The sequence below is a fragment of the Pontibacter saemangeumensis genome (assembly GCF_039541895.1).
In the GTDB taxonomy this organism is placed as follows: Bacteria; Bacteroidota; Bacteroidia; order Cytophagales; family Hymenobacteraceae; genus Pontibacter; species Pontibacter saemangeumensis.
In genome coordinates, this window is the sequence record NZ_BAABHC010000035.1 from 58,004 (window position 1) to 80,638 (window position 22,635).

Below are 22,635 nucleotides of genomic sequence, written 5' to 3' on the forward strand. Positions count from 1 at the left end.
TCTAATCCTATAGTAAAAGCAGGAACAAGGTTAAAACCGGCCTCTTCACTTATCACCCCTAAATAAAATAAAAACAAGCTAAACAAGTATGAATTATGAAGAATAATTGTACTTTAAAAGCCTGTTTCGTTTCAAACAACGCATGTTCCTGACAAGCCACCCAGGTATTTCAGACATTCGGAATCAGTAGCTTTTAATGAAATTATCTGAAGATCAGATCATACAGCTTGCCCCTGACAGCGCCTCCGTCAAAGCCGGTCAGCAGCTCGCCAACAATGCAAAATGGGTTACCAAATACGTCCACGAAAAAGCCATGTGGGGAGACTGCCAGGGAAGCGGCAAGAATCCTTACAGAACGATGGTGGACTTACAGCAGGTAGCATTTAAATGCTCCTGTCCCAGCCGCAAATTCCCATGTAAGCATGGCCTCGGTCTCCTTTTTCTGCATGCCCAAAGCCCTGGTGTTTTTACCGGTGCCACTGAACTGGAGCCGCAGGTAGAAGAATGGCTCGGCAAGAGGGAAAGCAAGTCAGCGGCAAAGCCTGCCAAAGAAAGCAAACCTACTGACAACAAGGCACAGGAAAAACGGGCGGAGGAACGCGAGAAGAAAGTGTCAGGCGGCATGGAGGAGTTGCGCACGTGGCTGAAGGACTTGGTGCGCAACGGCATCATGCATATTCCTGCTGCGGCACACAAGTTCAGCAGCAACATCGTAGCGCGTATGGTGGATGCGCAGGCACCGGCAGTGGCCAGCAGCCTGCGCAGGCTCAGCGACCTGAACTATTATCAGGATGGGTGGCAGAAGCCATTCCTCAGAAGCATCACCTCCCTTTATCTGCTAACCGAAGCGCATAAAAACATAGCACAGTGTGATGCGACACTGCAGGCGGATATCCGAATGCTGATTGGCTGGAGCATTCCGAAGGAGCAGGTGCTGGAGACAGCAGGGCTTACCGATAATTGGGCGGTGCTGGCAAAAACATACGATACAGAAGAGCGCCTGACGGTGGAAAAGATCTGGCTTTACAGTTACCAATCAGAACGCTTCGCCCTGCTCCTCAGCTTTTACGGGCCAGGGCAGTCGCCGCAGCAGGCTTTGATTCCGGGCACCACCGTGGCGGCAGAACTGGTATTCTATCCTTCTGCCGTTCCAATGCGGGCGCTGGTCAAACAACAGAAAGGAACAAGGCCTGTTTTGCAACCTGCCACAGGCCAGGACTTTGCAGCACTACTAACGAAAGTATCGGATACGCTGGCCGTGATGCCGTTTGCCGTGCAGATTCCTTTTATTGGAGATGCGGTACGGGTGGTTTACCAGAACCAGTCTTGGCACCTGGCAGATGCGTCAGATAGTACCCTGCCCCTGCTCAACCCCGAGCCGGATTGCTGGCGGATGCTGGCCATCACAGGCGGAGCCACCTGCACTGCTTTTATTATCTATGAGCCAGCAGGCGCTAACATTCATTCCTTTTGGTTTGATTATGTATTTTATACCCTGACTTAATAATGCTGTCGGAAATCATAAAATCAGCCATGATGGGGACCAGCAAGTTTGTCCCCACCGCCCTTCCTCCTGTGATGCAAGAGGCAAATGAAAAGATTATTGCAGCAAGCGAAGACAGGGAAGATATCTTTCTGAAACTGACGGCCGGCTACCTGCTCCTGGAAGAGGCTGGCAAAAAGCTGCCTGAAAACAGCTTCTGGCTGCCTGTTGCTCCGGAAGAAGACAAGCAATTTGTTTCGGCAGAGGCGAGTGCGTTATTAAATCAGTTTCTGAAAAATAAAGAAGACGTTTTAACAGAATATTTCATCTACCGGTGCCAGGTAAAAGGCAAAGTGGTATTGCCTGCATTGCTGCCGGAACTTCTCAACAGGGCTGTTGAGAAAAAGCACCAACGTGCGCAATTCCTGCAGGTATGTGGCACCCGTGGCACCTGGCTAGCGGGTATCAACCCACAGTGGCAACAGCTGTTAACACCTCCGGAAGAGAACATCTGGGAGACAGGAACCTGGGAGCAACGGAAAGCATACTTTAGAGCCCTGCGGCAATCATTCCCGGCAGAAGCCCTGGCACTGTTACTGGCAAACCTGCAGGAAGAAACAGCCAACAACCGGGCTGAATTGCTGGAGTACCTGCAGCAAAGCCTCTCTTTGTCAGACGAAGCATTCCTTACCTCCCAGCTAACCGACAGGAGTACCAGGGTCAGGCAGGTGGCGTATGATTTGCTCAGGTCCTTACACGGTTCAGCGCTCTACCAGGCTTTAGAAGCATTTGCAAGGTCTCTTGTTTCCATCAAAGAAGAGCGGGTGCTCCTGATTACTAAGAAAAAAGTGATACAGGTAAACCGTGCGGTGGAACTCCCGGAAGCGCTTGCCGCAGCTGGCATTGAGAAGGTGAGCAGCCAGAAAGACGTACAGGACGCGGACTACTGGCTGGCACAGACGATAGCTTACCTTCACCCTGCCTTCTGGCAGGAGAACTACCAGCTGACGCCGCAGGAAGCCGTGCAGCTTTTCACATCCCACAAAGAGCAAAAGCTTTGGGTGCCTTCCCTGGCACAAAGCGCAGTACGATATGGACATCCGGGTATGACAACAGCCCTCTTGGAGTCAGATGCGGTAGCTGCGGTAGAGTTGCTTGCAGTACTGCCGCTGGCAGAAAGGTATAAATGGGCTGAGAGGTTTACGGCACAACACGCAAGCTCCTATCTACACCTGCTACTGGACGAGAAGTATACTTTCATTCCTGCCGCTGTGTGTACCCTACTGCTGAAGCAGCTGATGCAGCAGCCTTATACCATCAACCAGCAGGATTATCTGCGGTGGGCCTTACAGATGGCTCCGGACATGCTGCCGGTGCTGCAGGGCTACATCATGCAGGAAAATGAGACCTACCAGGTCAGGTATTTTAAGAACACATGCGCCGAAATGAGCCGCATCATACAAACAAGAGAACAACTAAACGCATCTATCTAGAAAGCATGGCAAACATATTACGCCAACACGCAGAGCAGCAGTTCGCTGAGGAGTTGGAAGAAGTAAGAAAACAGGACAAGCATTCCGTGCCGCAAAACTGGCGCATGTCGCCGCAAGCGGTGGTAACCTACCTGATCGGGGGCAGGCTACCCAACGGGTTTGAGGTGACAGCCAAGTACATCGGCAACAGGAGGCTGATGGAAATAGCCGTCGCCACGCTCACCACCGACCGGGCATTGTTGCTTTACGGCCTGCCAGGCACAGCCAAATCCTGGGTGTCGGAACACCTGGCGGCGGCGGTATCCGGAGACTCTACCCTGCTGGTACAAGGCACTGCCGGCATCGGCGAAGAAGCCATTCGCTATGGCTGGAACTATGCCAAGTTGCTGTCTGCCGGCCCCGTGCCGGAGGCCCTGGTGGAAACACCTGTGATGCGCGCCATGAAAGAAGGGAAAATCGCCCGGGTGGAAGAATTAACCCGCATCGGCTCTGATGTACAGGACACGCTGATCACCATTCTATCTGAAAAGACACTGCCGGTGCCGGAGCTGAACACGGAGGTGCAGGCGGTAAGGGGTTTCAATGTGATTGCCACGGCCAACAACCGCGACAAAGGCGTGAATGAACTCTCCAGCGCACTAAAACGAAGATTCAACACGGTGATACTCCCGGTTCCTTCCTCTATGGAAGAAGAAGTGGAGATTGTGCAGCAACGCGTGCAAAGCTTCAGCAAGAGCATTGAGCTCCCACTGGAGCAGCCTATTACAGAGGAAATCAGGCGCATTGTCACCATCTTTCGGGAGCTAAGAAGCGGCGTATCCCTGGACGGTAAAAACAAGCTCAAGTCGCCGTCCGGCACCCTTAGCACGGCCGAGGCCATCTCGGTAATGAACAGCGGCCTGGCCCTCTCCCACCACTTCGGCGATGGCGGCATGCAGGCAGACGACATGGCATCCGGTGTCATCGGGGCCGTTATCAAAGACCCGGTGCAGGACCGGATTGTGTGGCAGGAATACCTGGAAACAGTGATGAAGCAGCGGGAAGGCTGGAAAGACCTGTACCGCTCCTGCCGCGATATGCTGTAGCAACCCTTTGCCGCCGAAACAAGGCTTAAGATTTACGAGAGAGAAACAAACGCATGGTTCATGTATTAGGTATCCGGCACCATGGCCCCGGCTCTGCGCGCCAGGTAAAGCAGGCGCTGGAGCGACTGCAGCCGGATATTATCCTGATTGAAGGCCCGCCGGAAGGAGAAGCACTACTGCATTGGGCAAAGCACACCGAGATGGCACCACCTGTGGCCCTGCTGGTCTACAGGCCGGATTCGCCGCAGCAGGCAGTCTTTTACCCCTTTGCCGCCTATTCCCCGGAGTGGCAGGCCATACAGTATGGACTTGCGCATGGGCTGCCGATTCGATTCATCGATATGCCGCTCACGCATAAGTTCGCGCTGCAGGATGAGCCCATTGAAACAGGAGAGGAAGAGGAACTGCCGGAGGTGCAGGCTATGCGCCGGAACCCGCTGCTGTTCCTGGCTGAGCTGGCAGGATATACTGATGCGGAGCTCTGGTGGGAGCAGCAGTTCGAACTGCGCCATGACACCCTCGATACGTTTCATGCTGTAGCAGAAGCTATGCAGGCCTTGCGGGATTCGCTTCCAGAGAAGGAAGACCTTGTCGAGCAGATTCGGGAAGCCTTTATGCGCAAAGGCATACGCACAGCCCAGAAAGAGCAGTACGGGAATATAGCCGTTATCTGTGGTGCCTGGCACGTGCCGTCTCTGCAGCACATGCCCAAACAGAAAGCAGATGAGGAACTGATAAAAAAGCTTCCGAAAGTAAAAGTAGAAGCCACCTGGATTCCCTGGACGAACAGCCGCCTCTCCTTTGAAAGCGGTTATGGTGCGGGCATCAACTCCCCCGGCTGGTACGAACACCTCTGGCAAAAACCGGATGATGACAGCACGCACTGGCTTATCCATGTGGCCCGCATCTTCCGGGAGCACCAGCTGGATATTTCCTCCGCACACGTTATCGAGACCGTACGGCTTGCGCAAACGCTGGCTGCGCTGCGTAACCAGGCAAAGATAGGTTTGCAGGAGCTCAACGAAGCCGTGCGCACAGTCATGTGCATGGGCGATGAGGTGCAGTTGCAGCTTATCTGGCGGGAGCTTATCGTGGGGCATAAAGTGGGCAGTATACCTGCGGATTCCCCACAGGTGCCCCTGCAGCGTGACCTGGAGGGGTGGCAGAAAAAGCTGCGCTTAAAGCCACAGGAAGGAACAAAGTCATTATTGCTGGACCTGCGCGATGAAGCCGGCCTGCAGAAAAGTATCCTGCTCCACCGCCTGCGCCTGCTGGGCATGGCCTGGGGAGAAAAAAGAAACGTGGCAGGCAAAGGCACCTTTAAGGAGGAATGGGAGCTTCGCTGGCGCCCTGAGCTCAGCATCAGCGTGCTGGAGAAAGCGGCCTGGGGCAATACCGTGGAAGAAGCTGCCACGGCCTATGCGGCCCATTCAGCCAAACAAGCCAAACAACTGCAGGAGATAACGAACCTGCTGGGCGATGCTATACCGGCAGAGCTGGCATTAGGTGTGGCAGCGCTTATGAAGCGGATGGACGTACTGGCTGCCGGCACATCAGATGTGACAGAGCTCATGGAAGCCTTCCTGCCGCTGGTGCAAATCAGAAGGTATGGCAACGTGCGCAATACAAAATCAGACACAGTGGCTTTGATTATGGACTCACTGATTGCCAGAATCTGCGCAGGGCTTCCCTCTGCCTGCACTGCCCTGGACGAGGAAGCAGGAGAAAAAGTGGCCACCCTAATCGTGAAGCTGGAGCAGGGCATCCTGCTGCTGGAAGAAGACGAGTACAAGGACGTATGGTATGCCACTCTGATGGAGGTGCTGGATACACACCAGGCCAACGCGCTGGTTTGCGGCACCTGCTGCAAAATATTGCATGACGGGCATGTACAGAATGAAGAACAGACAGCGCTGGAATTCAGCCGTATTCTTTCTCCCGGAACAGAACCTGACTATGCCTCCTCCTGGCTCGAAGGCTTTCTGAAGAGCAGTGCCACCACCCTTATCCTCGATGACCGCATCTGGAGCATTCTGGATGAATGGCTGGCCTCGCTGCAGCCTGATACTTTTCAGCAGGTGGCCCCTATCTTAAGGCGAACCTTTGCTGATTATACAGGAGCTGAGAAGCGAAAGCTTGCCGAAAAAGCGAAGGCAGGTGGTTCTCCTGCAGCAGTTGTTTCTGCTGCGTTAGACCTGGATGAGGCGCGGGCAAGAAAAGTGCTGCCTGTATTCTACAAATTAATTGGAGTGGCTTGAGCGTATGACCGAAGAGAAACTAAAACGCTGGCGATTGGTACTGGGTAGCGAAACAAAGGAAGAGTTGCCCGTCAGCCTGTCGCAGCTGGAAACGGGTATAGACAAAACCCTGGAGGCCCTGTACAACAGCGATAACCGCAGGGGCGGCTTAGGAGCTTCCTCCCCGAACGTTGCCCGCTGGCTGGGCGACATTCGGGAGTATTTCCCGAACACGGTGGTAAAGGTAATGCAGCAGGACGCGCTGAAACGGCTGAACCTGACGTCGATGCTCCTGCAGCCGGAGATGCTGGAGGCCGTTGTACCGGATGTGCACCTGGTCGCCAACCTCATGACCCTGAGCCGGGTGATACCGGAGAAAACAAAGGACACTGCCCGCCAGGTGGTTCGCAAGGTAGTGGAAGAGTTGATGCAGAAACTGGCGGCTCCTACCCAGCAGGCCATCACCGGCAGCCTGAACCGCTCTACCAGGAGCCGCAGGCCACGCCATAACGAAATCGACTGGCCGTCCACCATCCTGAAGAACCTGCGCCACTACCAGCCCGAATATAAAACCATTATACCGGAAACACGCATTGGCTTCGGCCGGAAAAGAAAGGCGCTGAGGGACATTGTGCTGTGCATCGACCAGAGCGGTTCCATGGGAAGCTCAGTGGTCTACTCCGGCATTTTCGGCGCTGTGATGGCCTCTATTCCGGCGGTGCAAACCAAAATGGTGGTATTCGACACAGCCGTGGCGGACCTGACAGAAGACCTCAGTGACCCGGTGGAGCTGCTGTTCGGGGTACAGTTGGGAGGTGGCACTGACATTCACCAGGCCCTGGCCTATTGCCAGCAAATCATCTCCCGGCCAACCGATACGGTGCTGGTCCTGATAACTGATTTGTATGAAGGAGGCAACGAGAAGGAAATGCAGAAAACCGCGGCGCAGTTAATCAACGCTGGCGTACAGGTCGTGACGCTGCTGGCACTGAACGACGACGGCGCGCCTTCCTACGACCACCGGAATGCAGAGTATTTTGCCTCTATCGGCATTCCCGTTTTTGCCTGTACGCCTGACCTGTTCCCGGACCTGATGGCCCACGCCCTGGGCAAGCAGGATATCGGACAGTGGGCAGCGACACAGGATATTAAAGTGACGGCGGCTACTCCTACAGGATAAAGGATGCTGCCCCAACGCATAAAAGCGAAACAGAACATAATGACTCTGAGTGTAGAATGCTACGGCTACTGCTTCCACTTCTGTGCAATGCTGACGGCAGTCTCCAGCATGTGCGGCTCCCAGCTCTCAACTTTCCAGGCAGAACCAGCCAGGGAAGAAGCAAGGAGCAGTTGTCGGGCATCTTCGTAGGAAGGTGCTGTTTCCAGGATGTGCGAGAGCTGCAGCTGTTGGCTGTGGAGCATGTCATCCTCCACAGCAGGACCCTTCTGTAGAGGCTGTACCGGTAGAAAAAGATTATCAACATCCCTGGACAGGCTGCTTCTACTCTTCTGTACCAACGCCTCCATCTTCAGAAAATCCTGACGGAAGCGGATTCTGCTGCTTTCGGTCTTCAGTCCGTTTCCCAATTGCTCCAGCACGACATATCTTAGGTTAGGGCACTTGGGTATTGTCAGTGCCAGCAGCTGGAACACCTCCTCCGGCACGGCATCATCATGTGTGTCCCTTCTTATCTTCTTTTCTGGTTCAAGCACAGAAGCCTCCCAGCTGCCTCCTGAAATATGGATTTCCCGCACACGTTCCAGCGGGTACAGCGTGATCAGGTCTTCGTAAGAAATAGCGAAATTATGGAGCTGGCAGTAGAGGTTGTGCAGGTCCAGTATAAGGAAGCCATTCACAGGCGCTACCAGCTTGTCCAGGAATTCGCCATGCTGTTTCACTTCGTCCAGCGAGTAGGAAAAAGCCAGGTTCTCGAGCCCGACCGGACATTGGCAGGCCTCATAGATGCGGCTTAACCTGTCCTGCCCGATGCGCAAAGTGGCGCTGGTGTACGGCACATGGAGAGGAGCACCGGAATGGAAATTCTGCCCGGTAAAAAACCCGAAATGCTCAGTAATTTGGTCGAACGAATATTGGGAGGCTAATTGCTTCAGTTGCTCCAGCCAATGCTGCTGCTCCTTTGTCCACTTGCCAGAGAGCAGGGAAAAAAACACGCCGTGTCCAATCAGCCTGTTTTGTTGGCTGTAAGCGAGCAACAAATCAGTGAACCAGGAAGGTATCTCCGCTGCCCAGTAGAGTGTATCGAAAGACCATTCAATGGCCTCTACCCTACCCTCATCCAGCAAAGGAAAAGCCGCCGATAGAATATCCGCATCTAAGTTACAGGCAATCGTTGATAAAATTCCCGGCTCTTTCCCCACAGGATGTAGTTCTTTCCTGTCCAATGCTTAGCCCATGCCACAAGCCGTGCAGTTGTCCGGTACTTTCACAACCTCTTTCCCTTTCTCACCGCCCTGCTCTGTCCTGGGCCCGGGCAACTCTTCTTGTGTACAGCCCGTGGTCTGTACCGTAATGCCAACCAGTATGGCTCCGAGTAACGCTTTAGGTAGTTTCATGGTGATATCGCTCATTTGGTGCTGGTACAAATTTCTTCTCTCGTCTGGATGACCCTCATCCAGGAGCAAGGGTTGCATCTGTACTCAGAATAAGTCTGCTACACCACTCTGCCTTGCGAGAGCCCACTTTTTTTGTGTCCCGGTCTTAGCCCTTCAGGAGCAGCGGGAATTTATTTCATGATACACAGAAAATAAATTCTCCTGCGCAAAAACACTGCGCAGTGCCCCTTTACCTTTGAAACAGCAAATACAGAAACAGCTATGCAGGAACAGATACAACAGAAGCTAAAGGAGATAGAAACACAGTACGGGGTGCAAATCCTATTCGCCTGCGAGACGGGCAGCCGCGCCTGGGGCTTCCCCTCCCCCGACAGCGACTATGACGTGCGCTTTATATACCGGCACCCAAAGGACTGGTACCTCTCCATCGACGATACGCGCGACACCATCGAGTACCTGAGCGGCGACCTGGACCTGGTGGGCTGGGACATTCGCAAGAGCCTGCGCCTGCTGCGCAAATCCAACGCAGCGGTGTTTGAGCGCATGCAGTCGCCGATTGTGTACGTGCAGCAGACGGATTTCCGGAATAGGCTGAGGGAGCTGGCTCCCTCCTACTTCTCCTGCCGGGCAGGGCTGCACCATTATATGAGCATGGCCCACAACTATTACAAAGCCTGTGAAGCCGGAGATATTGTAAAGCTGAAGAGTTACTTTTACCTGCTCCGCACCACGCTGGCCAGCCTTTGGATTGTGGAGCACAAAAGTATTCCGCCGCTGCAGTTCCGGGAGCTGCTGCCACTGATGAAGGATCAGAAAATCAGTAACACGATTGACAGCATGCTGGAGCTAAAGGCAAGCGTGGACGAGAAATACCTGCACCCGAAAGAGGTGGAGCTGGAGGCCTATCTCAAAAGCACCCTCGACTTCTGCGAGGCGAAGGCAAATGAATTTGAAGCACAAAAAGGCGAAACAGAGCCGCTGAACCAACTCTTCCGGAAAACGATAAAACAACCATGGCACTAACCATAGACGACCTTAAAACAAAAAACATGCTGCTATTCGAGTGCATCAGCGGCAGCAGGGCCTATGGCCTGAGCACCCCTACTTCCGACACGGATATCCGGGGCGTGTTTGTGCTGCCCGAGGAGGATTACTTTGGACTTAACTACGTGGAGCAGCTCAGCATCGAGAGCAACGACATTGTGTATTATGAGCTGCGCCGTTTTGTGGAGCTGCTGGCCAAAAACAACCCTAACATGCTGGAGCTGCTGAGCATGCCCGAAGACAGCATCCTGTACCAGCACCCGCTCTACAACAGGTTCAAGCCGCAGAATTTCCTCTCGAAGCTGTGCAAAGACACCTTCGCGGGATACGCCCTCACGCAGGTGAAGAAGGCGAAGGGGCTGAACAAGAAGATAGTGAACCCGGTGGAGCCGGAGCGCAAGTCGGTGATGGATTTCTGCTATGTGGCGCAGGGACAGGGTTCGGTGCCGGTGCAGGAATTCCTGGAGCAGCAGGGCCTTCAGCAGGAGGATTGCGGCCTGGCCCGCATCCCGCACATGCCGGATCTGTACGCGGTATTTCATGAACCGAACACCAGGCTTAGGGGCATTGTGCAAAGCGAGGAATCCAATGATGTCTCGCTGAGTTCCATTCCCAAAGGGCTGCAGCCGCTGGCGGTGATGAGCTTCAACAAGAACGCCTACTCCACCTACTGCAAGGAATACAAGGAGTATTGGGACTGGGTAGAGAAGCGAAACAATGCCCGCTATGAAAACACGCTCTCGCACGGCAAGAACTATGACGCTAAAAACCTGATGCACACCTTCCGCCTCCTCGACATGGCCGAAGAAATCGCCAGCCAGGGCGAAATTATCGTGCGCCGCCCAAACCGGGACTTCCTGCTCCAGATAAAAGCCGGTGCTTTTGAGTATGCGGAATTACTAGCTATCGCCGAGGAACAAATTGCTAAAATGGATGCGCTGTATGCCACATCTGATTTACCGGAGGAGCCGGATATGCTGCTGTTGAATGAGCTGCTGGTGGAGGTGCGGAAAAGTTTTTACAAGAAAGTTTAACTGCGCAAAAAGGCTGCGTAGTAGGCTTCTTCCTTTGTATCATACCAAAAGAAAAACTATGAACGCACATCAACTCAAAGGAAAAGATCTTCTTAAAATCGGCTATGCTCCCGGTAAAGCCGTCGGCACAGCACTGGCCCTAATGGAGACAGCATTTAAGGAAATATCGAAAGAGGAGCAGTTAATACTACTATCTAAGGTACTCTGCTCGCCCTCAAAATATCAGGAAGATGAGCTTTGGGCACCGTTAGCAGAGGCCTTGCTGCCACCGAAGCAGGAAGTGGTTACCCCTCTTTTACCCGGCGCTAAAGACTATGTCATTTATGGGGCTGAAGGTATTGAGGCGGGTGCGTTGAAACAGATGGATGTGGCCATGCGCCTTTCTGTAACAGTAGGCGGGGCACTGATGCCGGATGCGCACCAGGGGTATGGTCTGCCGATCGGTGGTGTACTGGCAACACAAAACGCCGTGATTCCCTATGCCGTGGGTGTAGACATCGGCTGCCGTATGAGTATGAGCCTTTACGCCATACCACCCGACATTCTGACGACACAGCCAGCGCAGCTAAAGAAGCTGCTGCTCGACAACACGCGCTTCGGTACGGCTACTTTTAAAAACCCTCAGGACCACGCTATCATGGAGCGCAACGAATTTGCTGATATAGCCGTGGCGAAGGGCCTGAAAGACCGGGCCTTCAGACAGCTAGGTTCCTCGGGTGGCGGTAACCACTTTGTGGAGTTTGGCACAGTGGAACTGCACGATCCGGAAAACGAGTTTAGCCTACCAACAGGTAATTACCTGGCGGTGCTCTCCCACTCCGGCTCGCGCGGCCTGGGTGCCAGCATTGCGGGGCACTATACCAAAGTAGCCATGGAAAGTTGCCGCCTGCCGCAGGAGGCGCGCCATCTAGCCTGGCTGGACCTGAACACAGAGGCGGGGCAGGAGTACTGGCTGGCCATGAACCTGGCCGGTGACTACGCCTCGACCTGCCACCACCAGATACACCAGCGGCTGGCGGCGGCACTAGGTGAACGGCCGCTTGCGGTGGTGGAGAACCATCACAATTTTGCCTGGAAAGAAAAAGATGCAGCCGGAAACGAGGTAATCGTGCACCGGAAAGGTGCTACACCAGCGGGTCAGGGAGTATTGGGAATTATCCCTGGCTCCATGGCGACGCCCGGCTTTATCGTGCGCGGAAAAGGCGAAGCTAACTCTCTTAACTCTGCCTCGCATGGTGCGGGTCGGGTGATGTCCAGGACGAAGGCCAAACAAACCCTTTCCCTGCCACAGGTGCAGCAGTATCTTTTAGATGCGGGTGTGGAGGTAATAGGTTCAGGCTTGGATGAAGCGCCAATGGCATATAAGGATATCCGCCAGGTGATGCAATCGCAACAGGACCTTGTGGAGGTGGTGGGAACATTCACGCCAAAGCTTGTCCGCATGTGCGGGGATGAAAAGTATATGGAGAAGGATTAGATTACACGTATAAAGCAGAATTACCCACCAGTGGTAAAACCATTGGTGGGTAATTTTTAGGAATAGCTATATATTTAAGCCTTGCGAGCAATAAGATTTATCGCTTAATAAGTGGCTTTTATTCTTCCACTTCTAATTTATCTTCTTTGCTTTTTCTCTTTCTAACACCTATTGATTTCGCTAATTTTTTGATTTTATCATCATCAAAACGGTCCCTTATAGCCTCTTTAAAATCTGCAGAATCACTAGAATTGCTATTATCAATTAATGACTTAATTAACTCATGATTTTGAATAATCAAACCTAAACAATTTTCTTCATCCAATAGACTTGAAACCAATATTGTACGCAAGACATCCCCTGGCCTTTCTTGTAAATAAGCATATTTAAACAGCCACTTTCCAAAAAAAGAGAACAAATCTGTGTTCATGCTTCTATGAATGATGAGTTCATCTCTTATATTTTTGAAAGTATTAGTTAAATCTTTTCCATTTTCTTCAAATTTTACAACTAGCTCAGTTAGCTTATCTTTGTCTTCAACTTCATCTGTTTTAGATGTTAACAACAAAACTCCTTTTAGCGCTTCAAGTGAAAAACTATTCCAATCTGAATAGTCAATTTTTTTGAGGAGTGAATAATCTCTACCTTCTAAGTCATCAAAAACGAGCTCCCATTCTTCTTGTGAAAGCCCATCAAAGTATTTGTGTAAGGCGTCAATACTCGCTTTTGCTAGACCTGATTTATTTTTTAATGCTTGATCATAGAAAAGAATTGGAATAGTTTTGATGAAAGGTTTATCAAACTCAGGTGCTTTCCATCTATTCAAATCTTTAAAAAACACTTGCGGGTCTAATTCATTTGTGTTACATATTATATCATATTTTTTTATCAGGTCATTTATGTATGCTCTACTGGTTTGATAGCTATTCTTTACGATATTTCTCGCTACAGCTTTTGTAAGATTATTAGAGAAAGACACAGATTTTAGTAGAAAGCCACTATAGCTTATATAATATTCAATTCGTTCTGATATTTTATTGATGATAGTGATTTCTTCTGTATTTATTATAGAATGGAAATGTGAATGATAGGTTGAATAAAAATCATTACCACGTGCTAATCTCATGGCAACCAAGTCATAATAGAAGTCTTCCTCACTTTTAGATTGTGTAAATAGTGTATATATCTCACTATCTTCTAGAAGTATTCCTATTGTCGAATCAGCAATAAGTTTCAGAGCATTAAAGAGTAAATTAAGATTAGCCTTATCTGACTTGTTTGCTTTGATACTTTCTTTTATAGAGTTTTCAAAATTTTTAAAATTATAAGTAGAAGTCAAGTGCTTTATGAAAGCAATGTCATCTAAATCTTCAACCTCTAGTTCTGAAAGGTATTTATCTAAATCAGATGCATTGACAGAGACTTGATATTTTGTATACTGGTCTTTCTTATTCTTAACTAGTAATATAAAGTCTTCAATAGTGGTAGTTTTAGGTTTCAACAAATTGTATATGTCTACTCCTAATTCATTTTGACTATCAACTATTTTTAGCTCATCAACAAACTGTGCATATTTGACTGAATCAAATTTTGTACTTCTGTGAAGATCAACAAAAATTTTACTGATCCACTGCTCCCTTAAACTGCTGCTTATTTGGACAAGTACTACTTTTTGAGGTTCAGATAATATAAAATGTTCCGAACTTTGCCCTCTCAACCTCAAAAAAATATCATCCCAAATATTCTGCTTTTCGTGTTCTGTTATATTAGCTTCGGCTGTTAATGAATTCAATGCAAGAATAGGATTTTCCAAATTCTCAACTTCTGAAAGAACTGGAGAAACAATCTTGTTAAAAATGTTTGTTTTCGATATTTCAATAAGGTTATTAGAGTCGTTATTCATTAAGCTATCTTTCAATTGCTTTCTATAAACAATTTCAAGAGCGTTATCAGGGTCTATCTGGTACGAGAGCGCTGTTATATATCTTTGAAATTTATCATCATCCCTATATTGATAAGATAGTCCATCCAAAAATTCAGCTTTTGTAATTGCTTCTAGTGGGTTATCTAAAATTCGACTTTTGTTTATTACAAATAAGCCAATATATCTCTCAGGTATGTTGTTGTGCAGAAGTTTTACAGATATAACTTCATTTATGAATGCAATGATCTCTCTAGGTGTGATAACTTTTGAATAAACTTCATATATCTGTTCAACCTTTATATATTCATCTTCATCCACGTTTTGTTGAAAAGCTTCATTCCAACAGTTTCTGAAGAACAACTTCCAATTTGACATAATTGGGGGTGATATTCTATAAACAAGGTCAAAAGTTTTATTAATATAATCATTAGCAAAGTTTGCTTGGTTTTTGTCAGTACCATTCAAATCGCTAAAAGCATTTTTAATATGTAATCTATCGAAGGGTATAATAACGTTTATGTTAGCATATTTTTCATCAGAAAAGAAGATATGAATAGAAGACCAAATACTTTGAATTTGTTTTTTTGGCAGTCTATCAAAATTGTCAAAAACTATAATTAATTTTTTCTTATTTATACCTAAATCAGTATCAATACCTCTCATCCAATCCCGAAAATCTTTTACAGAAGGCTCGCTTTCTGATATACTTTCATATTTTGTTTCATCTGTTTGCTTATTGCTGTATATCTGGATGGTCTGTTGTAACGATAGCTTCAAGGACTTTTTAAACTTGTTACTTTCAAACTTTCTAAAGTTTTTTAAGACTTTTGAAAAATAGATAAAAAATATAATCGTAATCGGGAACAAGACCAATAAGCATTTCAACCAAATACTATCTAAATCTTTGGCGAAAGTGTTTACTGATGGGATATAGATTATTAGGAATAATGATAAAATAAAACCTATACTCAAATAAGGTGTATTAGTTGTTGTTACCTCTTTTTCCTTTGATAGCAACCTTTTTAACTTTTTTGCCCATTTTTCACTATCTACAACAATTTTTCTCTTTTCATCAGCAACATATTCAGTCAACTCTACCAGTATAGCTTTTCGTTGGTCATCTTCTTGGTGGCCCCAAACGTCATAAATGAAGAAGTTGTATTTATCGTGATCTAATTTATTTTCTATGATTTTAACGAGGTTACTTTTTCCTGTACCCCATCCACCATCAATTCCAATAATTTGGAAATCTTGTTGTTCTAATACTTCTGAAACAATACAGGCTATCTTGTCTTGGGATTTACCTTCAAATAGGTCTTTGCCAATTGGCGTGTTCTTTAGAAATTTATAGTTTGAATTACCTTTCATTTTACTATTGTATTAGACTTCATCTATTAGCTACCCAAAACATTGCACTTTTATTGCTTAACACTTTCAATATTTATTAACTATTAAAGTAAACACACACATATAGTTAATATAGCTAAGGTACTATTTTTAATCTTGTTAGAATTAGTAATCATCAAAATATTTAAAATAATCATCATCTCCACCTCCTGCGCAAAAAGACTGCGCACTAGCCCCTGAACTTTGGTCTATCATAAAAGGAAAAGGCCATGAAGTTCAACTTTCTCACACCAAAAAAGCACCAGACCACGAACCACGAAGGAGCGCTGGCCTGGAAAACAGGACCAGCCGCCGAGCTATATGCAGCCGTTGTGACCGCATCGCTGAACGACAAGTTCTATGAGAGCAGCGATAAACGCTTGGAGCGTATCCGGGAGCTGATTGCACAGAACGAACCGCTATTTGTGGCGAAGCTGGCCGTGTATGCCCGTACGCAGATGCACCTGCGCAGCGTGCCGCTGGTACTGGTGGTGGAGTTGGCAAAAGTACACGCCGGCGATGACCTGGTGAGCCGCACCGTTGCCCGCGTAGTACAGCGCGCCGACGAGATTACGGAGCTCCTCGCCTACTACAGCCTGAGCAACGGGCGCACCGGCACCAAGAAGCTGGGCCGCCTCTCCAAGCAGCTGCAGAAAGGATTGGCCATGGCCTTTAACCACTTCGACGAGTACCAGTTCGCAAAGTATAACCGCGCCACAGACATTAGGCTGCGCGACGCGCTGTTCCTGGTGCACCCAAAGTCGAAAGACGAAAACCAGCGGGCGCTCTTCGACAAGATAGCCGCCGATACGCTGGCCACGCCTTATACCTGGGAGACGGAATTGTCGGCCCTGGGGCAGCAGGCGTTTGAAAGTGCCGCCGCCAAAGCGGCTGCGGTGCGGGCAAAGTGGGAGGCGCTGATCGACAGCAACAGGCTGGGTTATATGGCCCTATTGCGTAACCTGCGCAACATCATAGAAACCGAGGTTTCGGGCGCGCACATGCAGCGCGTATGCGCCACCCTCTCCGATGCCCGCGCTGTTCAGAAGGCCAGGCAGTTGCCGTTCCGTTACCTGGCGGCTTACCGCGAGGTGCTGCAGCTGAAGTCTGGGTATACCTCGCTAGTGCTGGATGCGCTGGAGGAGGCGGTACAGGTAAGCGTGCAGAACATGCAGGGCTTCAATGAGGAGGTGCGCGTGGTGGTGGCCTGCGATGTGTCGGGCTCCATGCAAAAGGCTGTTTCTCCACGAAGCAAAATCCTGAACTACGACATTGGGCTGATGCTGGGCATGTTGTTGCAGCACCGCTGCCGGAACGTGGTATCCGGCATGTTCGGTGATACTTGGAAAGTAATCAACCTGCCCCGCAAAAGTGTGCTGGCCAATGTGCAGGAGTTCTACCGACGCGAGGGCGAGGTGGGTTACTCCACCAACGGCTACCTGGTCATCCGCGACCTGGTTAACCGACGCGTAAAGGCAGACAAAGTGATGATATTCACCGACTGCCAGCTCTGGGACAACACGGGCTACCACCAAAGCCTGACCCAGGAGTGGAAGAAGTACAAGGCAGTGGCACCCAATGCCCGCCTCTACCTCTTCGACCTGGCGGGCTACGGCTCCTCGCCCATCAACCTGCTGCAGGAAGATGTTTTCCTCATAGCGGCCTGGAGCGATAAAATCTTCGAGGTGCTGGAGGCAATAGAGAACGGAGGAACAGCCCTGGAGACCATTGAGGCAGTGGATTTATAAATAGGCAGGAGGTGCCGTAGGTGCGTGGTACTTCGGTGAAGTCTTACAAAGACGAGCAGGTTCAAATCCTGCGCGCTGCGTGCAGCGTTGTCACGGGCCGCTTGTTGCCCTCCTGCTTTTAAGATTTTATAATGAGCGGTGCCGTAGGCTGGAGTTACTTCGTCAGGGTACTGGAGTTGCAGGTTCGAGTCCTGCTTCCCAGGCCAGTAAAGGCCAGGAATAGTGAAAGGGTAACACGCCAGTGAGTACATTTTTAAGTCTCCGGCCGCCTTTCGCCCGCTCGTTTTAGATATTGAAGCGGTGCCGTAGACAAGGGTTACTTCGTGTGTCGCAGGTTCGAACCCTGCCTGTGCCGAAAGGCGCAGTAGCTCAGCTGGTAGAGCAACGCCTTGCAAAAGGTTTAGGTCCCTTATCGCCTGTCGCCCGCTTTTTATAAACAAAACAGAGTGCCGTTGAATGGAGTTACTTCGCCTGTCCCGCAAAAATAAGCTTCATTTGCCTGTCGCCTCTGTCTTACTGGAACAGGTGCCGTAGGCAAGCGTTACTTCGACTGCTAATCGAGAGGTCGCGGGTTCGATTCCCGCCACGCTTCAAGCGTGTAGCTCAGTGGTTAGAGCACTATGTCGCTTGCCGTCTGTCGCCCTGCTTCTTTTTTACCTGGAGCTACCTTAGGCCCGTAAGCCAGGGGAGTTTCAGTTAAAAAACTTATATTGAATTTTAAATATATCTCTAAGAAGAGAAAAATCAGATGCTTTTAGAAATCACGACCACGCACTCCCCGGCCACAGACATGGGCTTCCTGTTACACAAGCACCCGGACAGGCTGCAGTCGGTGGAGTTGGCGGCGGGAAAGGCACATATTTTTTACCCGGAGGCCAACAACGAACGCTGTACCGTCTGCCTGATGCTCGACATCAACCCGGTGGACCTGGTGCGGGTGCGGAAAGGGAATTATGCCCTGCAGGACCAGTACGTGAACGACAGGCCCTACACGAGCAATTCCTTCCTGAGCTCAGCCATTTCCAAGGCCTTCGGCTCCGCCCTCAACGGCAGGTGCAATCCGAGGCCGGAGCTGCCGGAGACTCCTATGCCTTTCACGTTGCGGCTCAGCTCCCTCCGCGTGGATACGGACCTGGAGATGGTAGAGCGGTTGTTTGTTCCGCTGGGCTATGCGCTGCAAACAGAGACGATTTCGCTGGACAAGGCATACCCGCAGTGGGGCCAGAGCAGGTATGTGAACCTGACACTGGATAAAACCAGTACCCTGCAGGAGCTGCTCTCGCATGTGTATGTGCTCATCCCGGTGCTGGACAACAGCCGCCACAGCTATGTGACGCAGCACGACATCGAGATACTGATGCAGAAAGGACAGGGCTGGTTGGAGCAGCACCCGGAGCGCGACTGGATCACCCGCAGGTTCCTGCGTAACATCCGCACCATCGCCAACGAAGCTATCCTGCGCTTAGCAGGTGAAGAGGCCATGCCATCTGACGAGCCAACGTCACCGCTACAGGAGAGCCTGCACCAGCAGCGCCTCCACCGTGCTTTTGAGCGGCTCCAGCAGAGTGGCGCGCAACGGGTGCTGGACCTGGGCTGTGGATCAGGGAAACTGCTGCGGCTACTGCTCAAGGATGGGCAGTTCCGGAAGATAGCCGGCATGGATGTTTCCTTCTCAGAACTCCAGCTGGCTAAAGAAAACCTGCACCTGGACGAGGCCTCCCCTGCCCTGCGCGAACGGCTCTCCCTGTTTCAGGGCTCCGTTACCTATATGGACGAGCGCCTGAAGGGATACGACGCCGTCGCTATGGTGGAGGTCATCGAGCACCTCGATGCTGAAAGGCTGCCAGCCATGGAACGTGTGGTCTTCGGCTATGCGGCCCCTGACACCGTAGTGCTCACCACCCCTAATGCGGAGTACAACGTGGTATTCGAACGACTGGACCCGGAGGCTTTCCGCCACCAGGACCACCGCTTCGAATGGACGCGGGAGGAGTTTCAAAACTGGTGCGGGCACGTGTGCGAACGCTACGGCTATGAAGTGCGCCTGGAGCCAGTCGGACAGGAAGAACCAGCAGTAGGTGCACCCTCCCAAATGGCGGTATTCAAAAAGAAAGGAACAGCATGAAAGAGATAAAACTACCTGAGATTGCCCTTGTACTGCTGGTAGGTCCCAGCAGCGCGGGGAAGAGCACTTTTGCCAAGAAATATTTTCTCGGAACAGAAGTCATTTCTTCCGACTACTGCCGCGCTCTGGTGTCGGATGACGAGAACAACCTGGAAGCAACAGGCGACGCATTTGACTTGTTGAATTTTCTGGCTGCCAAGCGCCTGAAGCGGGGAAAGCTGACGGTCATCGACGCGCTGAACCTCCACAAGGATGACCGGGCAAAACTAGTTCGGCTGGCAAAGGAGAATTATGCCCTGGCTGCTGCCATCATGCTGGACACGCCTATCCGGCAGCTGCAGGAGCGGCACGAAGTACGCCCGGACCGCAGCTTTGGCCGCCAGGTCATCGAGAAGCACTACGACATGTACAGGCGCACGCTCAAGAGCATCAAGCGCGAAGGGTTCAGCTATACCTACCAGGTAAATCCGGAAGAAGAGCTGAGTATCGTGCGCCAGCCGCTCTGGAGCAACAGGAAAGAAGAGACAGGCCCTTTCGACATCATCGGCGACATACACGGCTGCTTTGATGAACTGCAGGAACTACTGACCGAGCTTGATTACAAAGTGGCGCAGCAGGCAAACGGGCATTACCAGGTCAGCGGCCCTGCCGGCAGGAAAGTCATTTTCCTGGGCGACCTGACGGATCGGGGGCCGAAGTCACCGGAGGTGCTGCGCCTGGTGATGGACATGGTGCACAGCAGGCAGGCCTTGTGCATACGAGGCAACCACGATGATAAACTGCTGCGCTACCTGCAGGGCAAAAACGTGAATCTGGACCACGGGCTGGACAAAACAGTGCAGCAGCTTGCCGCTACACCGGATGCTTTCAGAGAGGAAGTGAAGGCGTTCCTGGATGGGCTGATTGCGCATTATGTGCTGGACGAGGGGCAGCTGGTGGTGGCGCATGCCGGTTTGCCGGAGCCAATGCACGGAAGAGCAGCCGCGGCTGTGCGCGCTTTCTGCCTTTACGGGGAGACAACAGGTGAAGTAGATGTATTCGGTTTGCCGGTACGCCATGACTGGGCGAAGAATTACCGTGGCAAGGCCAGTGTAGTGTATGGCCACACGCCGGTGCCAGGCATTGACTGGCTCAACAACACCCTCAACATCGACACAGGCTGCGTGTTCGGCGGCAGGCTGACTGCGCTGCGCTACCCGGAGCGGGAGACAGTTTCGGTAGAGAGCAAAGCCGTGTACAGCGAGCCGGTAAGGCCGGTTATGCCCGATGCAGCGGCACAGGCGGCGCAGCAGGAGTATGATGATATGCTGGACATCGGTCCGCTGCGGGAGAAGTACATCGTGGAGACAGGCATCGGCAAGCGCGTCATCGTACGGGAGGAGAATGCGGTGGCGGCCCTGGAGGTGATGAGCCGCTTTGCCATCGACCCAAAGTGGCTGGTATACCTACCTCCCACTATGTCTCCACCCGAGACGAGCCAGCTGCCAGACTACCTGGAGCACCCGCTGGAGGTTTTCAGCTACTACCGCAAAAACGGTGTGCGGAATCTAATTTGCGAAGAGAAGCACATGGGCTCCCGCGCCATCGTCGTAGTCTGTAAAGAACCGGAAGTGGCGGTGAAGCGCTTTGGCATGCACTCCCCTGCTCCGGGCATTATCTACACCCGCACAGGCCGCCGGTTCTTTAATGATGAGGCTACCGAAAAGGCTTTCCTGGAGGTGCTCCAGCGTGCCCTAACGGCAGCGGACTTTTGGGACAGGTTCGAAACAGATTGGGTGTGCCTGGACGGAGAACTTTTGCCCTGGTCCTCCAAAGCAAACGACCTCATCATCAACCAGTACGCAGCAGTAGGAGCCTCCGCCTCCAACGCACTGGGAAGAGCGCAAGAAGTGCTGCAGCAGGCGCAGTCACGTGGCTTGGAGGTAGGTACCATGCTGGAAAATGTAGCGCAGCGATCGCAGGCCATCGACAAGTATGTTGCCTCCTACCACCACTATACCAGCGGGACGGAAGGAATAGCGGGCATGGCCTACGCTCCTTTTCATATACTGGCTACAGAAGGAAAAGTGCATGCGAATCAGCAGCACACCTGGCACATGGAAAGGTTAGCGGAAGTGTGCCGTCAGGACGAGATTTACCTCCTGATGACCAGCCATCTGTTTGTGGACCTAGAGGATGAGGCTAGCATCAGTGCCGCTGTGAACTGGTGGACGGACCTGACAGCAGCCGGTGGCGAAGGCATGGTGGTCAAGCCGCTGGACTTTGTGCCAACCCACAAAGACAGGCTGATACAGCCCGCCATGAAGTGCCGCGGCAGCGAGTATCTCCGCATTGTTTATGGCCCGGAATATGACCTGAACGGCAACCTGGAGCGGCTGAAGCAGCGCCACGTAAAGGCAAAGCGGGAGATCGCCCTGCAGGAGTTTGCCTTGGGCTTGGAATCGCTGGAGCGGTTTGTACTAAAAGAGCCGCTGCGCCGTGTGCATGAGTGCGTGTTCGGCGTGCTGGCACTCGAGAGCGAGGCAGTGGATCCAAGGTTATAAGAGTAGTTTATCAAAAGCTATTAAGGTACTGTCAGGCTTCAGTGGTGTGTCCCTCTATTTCATTGAAGCTTGACAGTACTTATTTCTCTTCGTTTCTCTGGCATATTACATAGGTGTTGGCAACACGACACCAAACAGGAAACAGAGGAGACATCAACGTCACCGAAGGACAGTCTGCCTCCACCTCGATGTTGCAACGCTCTACACCAAGGTCAGCGGCCAGCCACGGTAGAACCCGTGCTGGTCAGGCTGCTTCGCTTTATAGGAGTTAGCAGGAGCAATACCAAGGGATTGGCGCCGGCACAAAGGCAGGCTTTAAGCTGCTGCAGCCTACCACCTGCAGAAACTGATGAGATATGTCCAAATGAAAACTCAGACAGCCGTTTTAGACGCATTAAGGGGGATTGTAATCTAAACTGTGTCACTTCACTATTTCCATTTTTACTGGCCCTTTTGCTGTTACGGCTTTAGCCTAACGGCGA

14 protein-coding genes are annotated in these 22,635 nt (G+C 51.0%); 11 read left to right on the forward strand and 3 right to left on the reverse strand.

Going from position 1 to position 22,635, the window contains the following annotated elements:
• The first annotated feature begins 196 nt into the window (after positions 1-196).
• The 5 genes from ABD920_RS22420 to ABD920_RS22440 are packed head-to-tail and all read left to right on the forward strand — an operon-like array spanning position 197 to position 7,478.
• Positions 197-1,504, forward strand: a complete 1,308-nt coding sequence (locus ABD920_RS22420; RefSeq protein WP_345162550.1) for an SWIM zinc finger family protein — start codon at positions 197-199, stop codon at positions 1,502-1,504.
• A 2-nt stretch (positions 1,505-1,506) separates the two neighbouring features.
• The gene (locus ABD920_RS22425) at positions 1,507-2,976 is read left to right on the forward strand and encodes a DUF5691 domain-containing protein (protein WP_345162552.1); all 1,470 of its coding nucleotides are present in this window, start codon (positions 1,507-1,509) and stop codon (positions 2,974-2,976) included.
• A gap of 5 nt (positions 2,977-2,981) precedes the next feature.
• Positions 2,982-4,061, forward strand: a complete 1,080-nt coding sequence (locus ABD920_RS22430) for an ATP-binding protein (RefSeq protein ID WP_345162554.1) — start codon at positions 2,982-2,984, stop codon at positions 4,059-4,061.
• Between the two features lie 53 nt (positions 4,062-4,114).
• A complete protein-coding gene (locus ABD920_RS22435) occupies positions 4,115-6,319 on the forward strand; it encodes a DUF5682 family protein (RefSeq protein WP_345162556.1) in 2,205 nt (734 codons plus the stop codon).
• A 4-nt stretch (positions 6,320-6,323) separates the two neighbouring features.
• On the forward strand, positions 6,324-7,478 hold the full coding sequence (locus ABD920_RS22440; RefSeq protein WP_345162558.1) for a VWA domain-containing protein: 1,155 nt from the start codon (positions 6,324-6,326) through the stop codon (positions 7,476-7,478).
• Between the two features lie 65 nt (positions 7,479-7,543).
• Here ABD920_RS22440 and ABD920_RS22445 read toward each other — a convergent pair whose 3' ends face one another.
• Positions 7,544-8,701: a multinuclear nonheme iron-dependent oxidase gene (locus tag ABD920_RS22445; protein ID WP_345162561.1), complete on the reverse strand. Its 1,158-nt coding sequence runs from the start codon at positions 8,699-8,701 to the stop codon at positions 7,544-7,546.
• 3 nt (positions 8,702-8,704) lie between these two features.
• Complete coding sequence (locus ABD920_RS22450; protein WP_345162564.1) at positions 8,705-8,872, reverse strand: chryseobasin-related MNIO class RiPP peptide; 168 nt, start codon at positions 8,870-8,872, stop codon at positions 8,705-8,707.
• A gap of 261 nt (positions 8,873-9,133) precedes the next feature.
• On the opposite strand from ABD920_RS22450, the gene ABD920_RS22455 reads away from it, so the two are divergent.
• Genes ABD920_RS22455 through ABD920_RS22465 form a run of 3 tightly spaced genes read left to right on the forward strand, consistent with a single transcriptional unit; the run spans position 9,134 to position 12,427 of the window.
• A complete protein-coding gene (locus ABD920_RS22455; protein WP_345162566.1) occupies positions 9,134-9,895 on the forward strand; it encodes a nucleotidyltransferase domain-containing protein in 762 nt (253 codons plus the stop codon).
• The gene (locus tag ABD920_RS22460) at positions 9,886-10,950 is read left to right on the forward strand and encodes a nucleotidyltransferase domain-containing protein (RefSeq protein WP_345162568.1); all 1,065 of its coding nucleotides are present in this window, start codon (positions 9,886-9,888) and stop codon (positions 10,948-10,950) included. Before ABD920_RS22455 ends, ABD920_RS22460 begins: the two co-directional genes overlap by 10 nt.
• A 58-nt stretch (positions 10,951-11,008) precedes the next feature.
• Positions 11,009-12,427: an RtcB family protein gene (locus ABD920_RS22465; RefSeq protein ID WP_345162570.1), complete on the forward strand. Its 1,419-nt coding sequence runs from the start codon at positions 11,009-11,011 to the stop codon at positions 12,425-12,427.
• 118 nt (positions 12,428-12,545) lie between these two features.
• On the opposite strand, the gene ABD920_RS22470 is transcribed toward ABD920_RS22465, so the two are convergent.
• Complete coding sequence (locus ABD920_RS22470) at positions 12,546-15,719, reverse strand: P-loop NTPase fold protein (protein ID WP_345162572.1); 3,174 nt, start codon at positions 15,717-15,719, stop codon at positions 12,546-12,548.
• A 248-nt stretch (positions 15,720-15,967) separates the two neighbouring features.
• Between ABD920_RS22470 and ABD920_RS22475 the strand changes: the two genes are divergently transcribed.
• The 3 genes from ABD920_RS22475 to ABD920_RS22485 all read left to right on the forward strand — a co-directional run bounded on the left by ABD920_RS22475 (position 15,968) and on the right by ABD920_RS22485 (position 22,153).
• Positions 15,968-17,485 carry a TROVE domain-containing protein gene (locus tag ABD920_RS22475; RefSeq protein ID WP_345162574.1) on the forward strand — a complete coding sequence of 506 codons (1,518 nt, stop codon included), beginning with the start codon at positions 15,968-15,970 and terminating at the stop codon, positions 17,483-17,485.
• A gap of 748 nt (positions 17,486-18,233) precedes the next feature.
• Complete coding sequence (locus ABD920_RS22480) at positions 18,234-19,610, forward strand: 3' terminal RNA ribose 2'-O-methyltransferase Hen1 (RefSeq protein ID WP_345162576.1); 1,377 nt, start codon at positions 18,234-18,236, stop codon at positions 19,608-19,610.
• On the forward strand, positions 19,607-22,153 hold the full coding sequence (locus ABD920_RS22485; RefSeq protein WP_345162578.1) for a polynucleotide kinase-phosphatase: 2,547 nt from the start codon (positions 19,607-19,609) through the stop codon (positions 22,151-22,153). Before ABD920_RS22480 ends, ABD920_RS22485 begins: the two co-directional genes overlap by 4 nt.
• Positions 22,154-22,635: the final 482 nt, after the last annotated feature.